Genomic DNA, 9,554 nt, shown 5'->3' with positions numbered 1-9,554 from the left:
TTAGTTCCTGAGAGATGTTAAAATCTAATTTTTCAGACAATTCAGAAACAAGTTTGTTTATGAGTTTAATCTCATCTCTATTAAATCTTTTCTTCAAACTCTTTATCCTCTTTCTTAATCTATAGATCTCTATCTCTTCCCTTACTATCCTATCTATCTTGGTCTCTCCTTCCTCCTTGTATTTTAAGAATTCGGTCTTGGCTCCTCCCCTTTTCTCTTTTTTTGTCTCTCTTATCTCAGTTTTCTTTTCTTCATCCTTAGTCTTTTGCTTAGTAGTCCTTTCAACAGCCATGAATATAAGCAGTTCTCCTTTTTTCCTATGTTCGCTCTTAGGTTCCATTCTCTTAACCATCTTGCCGAAAACATAAAGCGTTTTATACTTGCCTTTAATCATTTTTGTAGATTCAGGATATAACCTGTCATCCAATGTCTCACAATAAGAGTACAGTCTCTCTTTTATCTCATCATCCAAATCGTCAAGTTTTATCTTTTTTAGTTTGCTGAGTGATGGAATTTCTTGCGATTTCATAGTTCTACAAGACATATATAGTATGTTCTATTTTTAAAACTTCTTTCTCAGCAGTATATGAAAAGTGTTATAAACAAGTTCTGACATTATCTATCATTATGTATTCTAACAGGTTGATCGCACAGGCCAACGAATTCATGGACGGCATAACTATCGATTCTGCAAAAGAGAACCTGGATGCTCACATCCGTCAACTTAACGAGTTTAAAGAGAAGATGGTTCGTTACGGGTTTGACGTACCTTATCTGCCGATGATCTCTTTACGTAAACTTGCATCGGAACTGGAACGCGACGACCTTCTGGATATCAAGAAACAGTTCGGTATCCTCAAATACGAAGCGTTCTTAAAGAAGATGACCCTGAGGAGGACACGTGTTGCGTTGGCTTCCCATTATCTACTCAACAGCATTTTCGATGACGAACTTAAACAGCATCTTCCCGTCGATGGGAACTATGTATCGCAACTCCTCAGGTTACCTCTATCTGCAGTGGATGCGTATTACACCGTCAACAAATGGTTGAAAGGCAGAAGACAACCGTATGTTCTGCTCACCTTTGAACAGCGTACGGATCAGGGGGTGAGAAGGGAAACGGTGCGACTGAACATGTTGGGTGAAGACGCCGTCAACCGTGCTAAGACGCAGTACGGTGACAACATTCGGATAATATCCACGAGAAAAGTAGTACCTAAACCTTTGATCACCGACGCATCGGTCCGTGTAGCGTTGGCAACCGCTGTTACATCTTTTGCGTACAACAAAGTCGACCTGCCTGATCCGTCGGAACGTTTGTCCATGTACAACCGGATACTTAGGGAGCACGGATTCGTAGAAGATGTAGTTGTAACCGATGATGAACTTTTCGGGCATGTAGTACCGGTTTTGGTCGAGGAAGGATTTCTTAGAGAGGACCCTGTCGATATGCCTGCTGACAACCCGTTCAGAGAGGACCCTGGAAGATACCGGCTCGACCCGGCAATCGTTCGCGAGATTAATCTCAGGAACCGAATGCGTAAGACGTCTGCAACAGGAACCGCTCTTCGTGCGTTGTCCCTGCCGTTGCTCAAACATTATATTCTTAAGACAGGGTCGGCAAGGGAATCGGACAACGGCGGTATACCTTCGTTAGCCATCAACCCCACCGCCGACCAACTGATCATGTTGGACGAGTACGGTAGGATGGTACATCTCCAAGACCTCGGTAAAACCGTTGCTGAGAAGGTCGCCCATGAAAGTAAGATGCGTGTGCCGGGTTCGTTCGGTCCAGGTTACTTAGGATTACGTTATCCTGAGAAGATCGATTTACTGGCATCACTGTTGGATGTGTCGGTAGACGATATAATGTCCGGTATGGACGTGGTTCACAGTGTGATCGAGGGACGCGGTTCAGAGTTTATTAAACGGTTGAAAGAATCGTAGGCACGCGCAGGGTGTTGGACATGCTCATTCTGAAAGGTGATAGAAAGACGATCATGAACCTGATACGCAGACATCCTCACGAGAGAGAGGTTTTTCTCAAGATTAAACCGAGTGTCTATCTGTTGGCATTCCTACTGAACAACACATCGCTGCGTACGTTGTACGTTACGGAAGGGGTCATGAGAACTATACCGCGATCCGTTGTTAGGTCGCTCAAGAGTATGAATGTCAGGGTTGTAGTTAAAAAGGTACCCCGCGGTCGCCCTTACAAATATCCGACAGAAGTGATACGTCAGGCACTTAAACTCCGGAAGAAGGGTGTCCCAGTAACACAGATAGCGGAGAGGTTGGGTGTCAGTAAACGTACTTTGTACTACTGGTTTTCACATGATAGCGTATCTTAACAATTCAGCCGTTCTTCCGTAAACCATTATCTTGGATTTATCGAGTTGTTTAAGCGTTGCACTACCTGTAAGTAGCATGACGGTTCTGAGCTGTGATTTCCATATCTCGACAAGTTTACCTGGGTCCTTTGCACGGACGAACGGTAACGCCGCACCCGCATACCTTGCACCTAGTGCGATGGCCTTTGCAACATCTATCCCTGAACGTACCCCACCGCTGGCGATCGTGGGAAGGTACCGTGAACACATCAGCACGCTTAACACTGTCGGTATCCCCCATTCTTCAAAACCAGGTACAGAGGCGCGGTTTCTATAGTATTCGATCTTGGTCCAGGACGTACCTCCTGCGCCTCCGGTATCCAGCATCTTAACACCTAACCGTTTAACCCTCTTAGCCACATCATCGCTCAACCCGCTACCCACCTCTTTCACGATAACGGGTACGCTGAGTTCTTTTGCAAGACGTTCTATCGCTTCCTCACCGCCCCTGAATTCTCTGTCACCTTCCGGTTGTATGACCTCCTGTGCAGGGTTGAGATGGATAGCCAACGCATCTGCATCGACCTCTTTCAATGCATCGTCGACCCTCTCGCTCTCCATAGTTATGGCCTGTGCAATACCTATGTTGCCTATCAACGGGATGTCGGGTGCAACATCTCTCACCTTGAACGTGTAACCGAGGTCCGGTTTTTCTATCATTGCACGCATCGACCCGAGACCCATGGCTATCCCATGTTCTTGAGCCGCCTTTGCCAATCTTTTGTTTATGTCCTTTGCACGGTCAAACCCGCCAGTGATCGCTTCGATGATGATCGGTGCTTCCATACGTTTACCGAACATTTCGGTGTGCATGTCGACATCTTCGAGGTTCAGTTCCGGTAACGCGTTATGGATAAAATCTATGTCTTCGAACCCGGTCCTTTTAACATCGAACTCAACGTTCTTTGTCCTAACAAGTTTGATATGGGCATATTTTCTCTTCTCTATCAGACTTCTCCTACCTCTTCTTCCGACCATCCTCTATCCCTCCTTAGGCATGGTTACTGAGGCGTATCCGACAACACTCGAATAATCGCCCGTTACATCACCGGAGTTTGAATGATGCAAAACTATTCCTTTCCCGCAACCGTACACCTTCGCGTACTTCATCAGAACCGCTATCGGACCGTAACCGCATGCCGAAACGTTTTCCCTTCTGAGTGTTTGATACATGCCTTCAATATCTAAAGATGTGATCTTTTCCAAGAATTTTGTATCCTTTTCTTTTTCGACCGGGCCGGGCACGTAATGGGACAGGTCCGAACTCGCTATCACCATGTATCTGTCGTGCTCTTTGCCGACCGTGTTCACGATGCGTTCCGCAAGATGCAATGCTATCGGCATCGTTTGATCCATCATAACGATCGGTACGATCCGAACGTCCGGATTGAACCTCTGGAGAAACGGGAGTTGCACCTCTATTGAATGTTCGTACCTGTGCGCCGTTTCATCAATCCTTATTGTATCATCTACAATCTCTTTGATAAACGCTGTGTCCGGGTCGAGTTTTCCTAACGGTGTGACCCATGTATCCGATGAAACGGCAACCGGCCAACCCATCCCAGTGTGATTCGGGCCTATCAGGATAACCGTTTCCACATCTTCGATGTTTACGGCTGATTTGTATCCGTAGGCAGCGGTCCACCCGGAGTATATGTAACCCGCATGCGGTGAAACGAAACCGAACGTCGGATACTGTCTAACGGTCGCCCTATCTATCATCCTGTCTATCATCCGTAAAAGGTCCTCCCTGTCGAACGGGTAGAACGTTCCTGCGACCGCCGGTTGTCTCATTGAAACGCACCTTTAACTCAGTATAGGATATTTGGCAAGGTACATCTGTGTCTGCATGACTATCATGAAGGGCAGTATTATTACCGAATTGATGAATATTGAGACGTACGCGTTCATAGGTGATCCGAAGATTGTGTCGCAGCACACCTCTGCCAACGAAACCAGTAGCAGACCCAACACCGTCCACAAACCGAAGAACTCGGGTTTTTTGATAACCTGCGATACTGATTCCTTGAGTGCACGTTCCACGGGTAACTCGTCTATGACCATTGCTGCGGGAGCGTAGAAGAAAGGTATCGAGACCAACATGTTCAGTACAGAGGCGATCAGTTCCCTGTGCGGAACCGTGTATGTGATCAGTTGAATGAGAAGAAGTGACAATGTGAACAGTATGTAGAGGAGGAATACGTTCAACGCGGTCGATGAGATACTCTTTAAAACCTCTTTTCTGATGTTCAGAGTTGTACGCTGGGATTTTATGACTATGTTGATGTTAACAATAGCAAAGGATACCAGGTAAAGGGCTGCCAAATAGGCAAGTATCATTATCCCAGCATCGAGCATGGTGATTGCCGGTAAACTGCCTGTCCGAAGGTATATCCCTCCGACAGCCGGATAGGTGGGCAGAGGTATCAGTATCGGTATCATGAATGCTACGAGAAAGGGTAACGAGAACAGCAGGATGAGTCTGAAGTTGCTCTTGTACGAATCTACTGAATATTTCAACAGTTTCATGGTTTAAAAGAAAGAGGTTGATGTTTTAAAAGTTTTGGTCGGTTACAATGGAACTGGAACGATAGACAGGTGAATGCGATGAGATGCAAATGGTTCGATGTGTGTCCTTTGAGAAGGTTCGAAGCAGAGGGTAAAATATCTCTGGAGTGGCGGAGGAGGTATTGCGAAGGAGATTTTACCAGATGTAGACGGTACCAGTTGGAGGAAAAGGGTATCCCGCATTCGGATTATCTTATGCCCGACGGCACCTATCTCAAACGTTGAACCTTTTCTTTCCCGGTCCAAACGAATTTTTGCAGAGATCGTTCAATATCTATCGGAAAATTCGATCTACGCACATCCTATCAGTCGGGTCTTCGTATATCTTCTGCCTAGAGATTTCCTTAACCTCTCCTGTGCGAGTGACAAGATAATCGACCGCATAAACAGGGTATGGACCGCATCCGCAAATAGTGTGGTGGAAGAGATGTGCCATATGTTTACGTATGATATTCTTTAGTTTAGATTACGATTACTCTAAAATCAATACTATACCGATAAGAAATACAAAATACAATTATGATTTTATTCATGCAGTCCTACGGGATACGAGAATAATAAGATGGGGTTCGTAGATAGTTCGGCAGAAAACATAATTCTTCTACATCGAGTTAATCTGAGTTATTTACAGAATTGCACTTTCCGAAAAGATGCACAGAAACTTTTTAATATCTGTTGTTGGGTTAAATATAGAAACTGGTGCCGCGGTAGCTCAGTCTGGGAGAGCACTCGGCTGAAGACCGAGGTGTCGCCGGTTCAAAACGTCCGTTGAATGGCGAAACGTGAAAATCCGGCCCGCGGCATCCGTTTTTCTGTTCTTTCGACTGCGAGCGATGAGGTATGATGGATGGGTTCGGTACCGAAACAGTTTACCCTCACAACGGTCATCCTGATTCTAATCATGACTGTTTCTTACGGAGAACTACTGCCTTCAGAACCTTCAGAGGTAGGATTCGTACGCGCAAGGGTTACCCAAACCTGGACGGTTTCCACCAACACTACATATCCGCCGGACACGCGGATCATACTCACCGTGTACCCGTTGTCTAACACGCTCTCTCAACATGTTTTGAACACGACCTCGAATTATCCGTATAAAGAATCTTTAGACGATTTCGGTAACGTGGTCTACACGTTTAACATCACCCCTCTGGAGAACTCAACGAACGTTACGGTCAGGTTGGTCAGCGATGTGGTGATAAACTATTCGGTGTACAAAATCTACCGCGACCCGTCCCTGTATTACCTTGGTTCGCAACCGTGTGTTTCGAACGGCACCTGTTTCACTAAACCGGGTTCGGAACTCTATCGCATCGCAGACGACATCCGCGGTAACGGTCTGATATCCACTCTGGTAAACTATTCAAATTTTGTGTATTCGAGGATGACCTATGTCAGCAATCATGACCCGCCGGTCAACGCATCGCAGGTCTACGAACGCGGTTACGGCACATGTAGAGATTATGCAGTGCTGTTGATGGCTCTGTTGAACGCCGAAGGGTTGAGAAACAGAATGGTTATCGGTTACGTGTATTCGGAGGATAGATGGATGCCGCATGCATGGGTTGAAGTGTACGATAAAGAGAGCGGTATGTGGATACCCGTTGACCCGACCACGAACGAGGTGTTGTACCTGTCCGCCTATCATATTCGGATAGCGCATCAGCCCGAGCCGGACAGTTTGGCAGATACGGTAATCGTCAAGACAGATACTCCTATGAACGAATCGTTCAACACGAGTTTTCATGTCGATGTGTTTGAGGTTAAGAATTTCGATATCCGTCCAGAGGTTAACCTGAGTTTGGTTCGTCCTAACACGTTGTACCTCACTGTCAGGAACGGTCAGAGTTCGGTCGTCCCACTGTCAATACAAGTAGTACTTCCTTTGGATACGAAGTGGAGCAAAAGACGTATCGTGTTGCTTGAACCGTACTCAACCTTTTATGACAACGCGAGTATCCCCATCGACGGATCCGTTTACGGGATAATCAGTTATAAGATAATATGCACCGGGCTGTCAAAAGAAGGAGTCCTCGTTCTCAGGGCTTCGCGTAACCGTCCTAATTACCTGCCCGTGCTGACCTACGGTGTCATTGTACTGGTTCTGGGTTCGCTGATATACTATACCTTCACAAGGAGGACGTCGTAGAGCCCGATCTCCTTTTTCCTGCTCTGTACGTTTTCTAACACCGTGTCCGAGTAATCCGCGTTGGTCAATGTTTCGAGCCCGACCGTCTTCAGAACCTCTACATTGGAATGTTCGAGTCCGTATTTCTTGGCCAGTAGTTCAAGTTCTCTGTTTATCCATTTACTCCCGGACGGTGGATGAATGCTCCCGGTAGCGATGTAAACATTGCGTCCCCAGGCGCGTTTAAGTTTCATAGCAAACTTGATGATGTATTCCGCCAGGTATTTGGATAGATGGAGGAACCTCGATTCTCCGTAGACAGGTTCGATTATCAGTAAGGGTGATTCGTTGTTGTACGTTTCAAGACGTACCACCACTCTGAAAAGTATCGTGCCGGCGGAGTTTTTGACGGCTATGATACGTTTGTTGTTATCGGCAATGTACGAGAATATACCCTGTGATAGTGACGTCGGAACCTTCCAGTTCTGACATGTGAAAACCGGTTTGACTCCGATATGTATGATCTCTAACGGGTCGGTAAGTGTGACAATTCTGATCTGCGTGGGGATATGTATAATCCTTCTCTGCATCCTCTTCCAAACTTCGGTCAGTTCCTCATAGACTATTCTGTCGAGATGGTTTTTCAATTTACCCCGTTCAATCATTCTCGTTATCTTTTTGTAATCTCCTTCCAAACACGCTCTAACGAACTCCCGCACGCGTTCGGATTGTTCCTGTATGAGAACCGTGACAACACCTTTCATCATGTTCGTGACCGCCCTTCTTTTCTCAGCTTCCAAATATACCGTTTCTTCGTTCCATCCCTCGTTCCAAACCTTGAACCCGTATTTTCCCAACACCTTTCTAACTTCTGCCGAATTCTTATGTTTCACTTTCCATTCATCGAACCTGCCGTTCACAACCTCTTTTACAACCTTCCTCCAATAGACCCGTAGGTCCTGGTCAAAACTGTGGTTCAGTAATAGGAATGCTACAACGGTGTTCCTGTCGAGCCATCTTTCCTTTTGTTTGTAGAATTTGCTCCGTTCGCTGTTGTTCAATCTGAACACCTTCACGAACAGTTCTAACACATGTTTGGCAATGTATTCGTCAAACCGGCTACTTTTCAACGTCTGTCGGTTTATCTTCACACCGTACAACGATAGAACACCTACCCTTTCCAGGAAGGTTATATCTTTGCCTTTCATACTCATGATATCGAAGAACAGATGTTTGTTGGTCTTCAGTATCGCTTTCATTATGAACATGTATTCCTTAATCAGTGAGTAGTTGGTCAGGTTGCGTTTGCTGAGTAGGTTGTCCAAAAGTGTCAGGTCTTCATTCATCACCCCGTATCTGTTCAGTACGAGAAACCAAGGTAACGGTATCCGTTTGTATCTCTTGATCACTTCTCCGTGTCTTTTGCACAACAACATCAGTCTCCCGACCTGCGACTCCCTCACAACCTCGAGTGCCTGTCTGATTCGTTTTATCGTTTCCCTGTCCAATACGTCTGGATGCGCTTCGATGGCTTTTTCGAACTGAGTTACGCTGTTTATCAACAGGAATTCTTTACCAGAATCGATAAACCTTTCCAGAATATCTTCCGGCGGAATACCCGGATTATCAAAGTACACCATCTTTAAACTCGGTCCAATGTATGCTTTGTCGTAGATCAGGTCTAACATCTTCTGCTTGTCTTTGGCCATTCTCATAAGGTCCATGAAACTTATGCAATCATAGATGCCCGGTAGTGTTTCGGATACCCTTATGAGTTTTTTCAGGTTATCGATGGAGAAAGGTATATCCCTGAATACAGAGAGCACGTCTCCGATATACTTATGTCTATCGGAGTCGAGTGCGGATATGATGTCGTAGGCCTTCTCCACCTCTTCCATGTCTGACGTCTTCAACATCTGCGTAACTGTTTGCGCAGCCGCAAATTCGTTACCGAACTTTTTCAGTTCTGCAAGGAACGATGAAGCGTAGAACAGTCCGAGACCGTTCCTTCTCTGAAACTTTAACACTGCTTCGAGTAGCTCGGATAACCATCCGTCCTTTTCAGGAAGTTCGTGGATGTACGAAAGACTCGCCAACCCGTTCTCGAATTTTCTTTCGCTTTCGTTGCGTAGTACCCTTAGCAGGTTGATAAAGGTGCTGGACCTGATATCCTTTCTCTTCTCCAAGAAATAGGTGACCTCTTCAACAGCGCGGAGGAAGTCCGTGTCGTTAAAAACCGACCTAAAACCGTTGATGAGATGCTCTAAACTTTCCTGTTCCATTCTTGTTCTGAGCAGTCCCCTTTGTTTGAGTACCTCTTTCAGATGTTCGATGGATTTTTCTATGTGCACTGTTTTAATATCATCGTGGACAACCTTGTCATAGAACGGTCCGGTTCTTTTCTGTTCCCTTTTATCGCAGATACGTTTCTTTTGTCGTTTCATCATGAAATTTTAATTATTGCAACA

The 9,554-nt window shown here is 45.7% G+C and carries 9 protein-coding genes and 1 tRNA gene; 5 read left to right on the top strand and 5 right to left on the bottom strand.

The genetic code is table 11. From position 1 onward, the window contains the following. Window positions 1–544, bottom strand: a 544-nt coding sequence (locus J7K41_04470) for a hypothetical protein (protein ID MCD6549927.1), incomplete at its 3' end; no start/stop codon positions are given. An 83-nt stretch (window positions 545–627) separates the two neighbouring features. Here J7K41_04470 and J7K41_04465 point away from each other — a divergent pair. Together J7K41_04465 and J7K41_04460 are read left to right on the top strand one after the other, a co-directional pair. Continuing rightward, a complete protein-coding gene (locus J7K41_04465; protein MCD6549926.1) occupies window positions 628–1,947 on the top strand; it encodes a DUF530 family protein in 1,320 nt (439 codons plus the stop codon). Window positions 1,948–1,967: 20 nt separating this feature from the next. Further along, window positions 1,968–2,351, top strand: a complete 384-nt coding sequence (locus tag J7K41_04460) for a helix-turn-helix domain-containing protein (GenBank protein ID MCD6549925.1) — start codon at window positions 1,968–1,970, stop codon at window positions 2,349–2,351. Here J7K41_04460 and J7K41_04455 read toward each other — a convergent pair. From J7K41_04455 to J7K41_04445, 3 genes are read right to left on the bottom strand one after another with little or no spacing between them, the layout of a single operon-like run. Further along, window positions 2,331–3,368: a type 2 isopentenyl-diphosphate Delta-isomerase gene (locus J7K41_04455; protein ID MCD6549924.1), complete on the bottom strand. Its 1,038-nt coding sequence runs from the start codon at window positions 3,366–3,368 to the stop codon at window positions 2,331–2,333. The two genes, J7K41_04460 and J7K41_04455, sit on opposite strands and share 21 nt — an antisense overlap. A gap of 3 nt (window positions 3,369–3,371) precedes the next feature. After that, window positions 3,372–4,184 carry an MEMO1 family protein gene (locus tag J7K41_04450; protein ID MCD6549923.1) on the bottom strand — a complete coding sequence of 271 codons (813 nt, stop codon included), beginning with the start codon at window positions 4,182–4,184 and terminating at the stop codon, window positions 3,372–3,374. Window positions 4,185–4,196: 12 nt separating this feature from the next. Then, on the bottom strand, window positions 4,197–4,919 hold the full coding sequence (locus tag J7K41_04445; GenBank protein MCD6549922.1) for a hypothetical protein: 723 nt from the start codon (window positions 4,917–4,919) through the stop codon (window positions 4,197–4,199). Window positions 4,920–4,997: 78 nt separating this feature from the next. Between J7K41_04445 and J7K41_04440 the strand changes: the two genes are divergently transcribed. The 3 genes from J7K41_04440 (at window position 4,998) to J7K41_04430 (ending at window position 7,107) form a co-directional block, all read left to right on the top strand. Beyond that, entirely contained in the window at window positions 4,998–5,183 is a 186-nt protein-coding gene (locus J7K41_04440) for a uracil-DNA glycosylase (protein MCD6549921.1), read from the top strand. 476 nt (window positions 5,184–5,659) lie between these two features. Continuing rightward, window positions 5,660–5,761 (top strand) — tRNA-Phe (locus J7K41_04435). A 44-nt stretch (window positions 5,762–5,805) separates the two neighbouring features. Continuing rightward, entirely contained in the window at window positions 5,806–7,107 is a 1,302-nt protein-coding gene (locus tag J7K41_04430; GenBank protein ID MCD6549920.1) for a transglutaminase domain-containing protein, read from the top strand. Here J7K41_04430 and J7K41_04425 read toward each other — a convergent pair. Then, window positions 7,080–9,533 (bottom strand): hypothetical protein, encoded by a 2,454-nt coding sequence (locus J7K41_04425; protein ID MCD6549919.1) that lies wholly within the window; start codon window positions 9,531–9,533, stop codon window positions 7,080–7,082. The two genes, J7K41_04430 and J7K41_04425, sit on opposite strands and share 28 nt — an antisense overlap. Between the last annotated feature and the right edge of the window lie 21 nt (window positions 9,534–9,554).

It is taken from the genome of Candidatus Micrarchaeota archaeon (assembly GCA_021163225.1).
Taxonomy (GTDB): Archaea; Micrarchaeota; Micrarchaeia; order Anstonellales; family JAGGXE01; genus JAGGXE01.
Note: the sequence above shows the minus strand (reverse complement) of the source record. Positions and strands in the feature narration are given on the sequence as shown.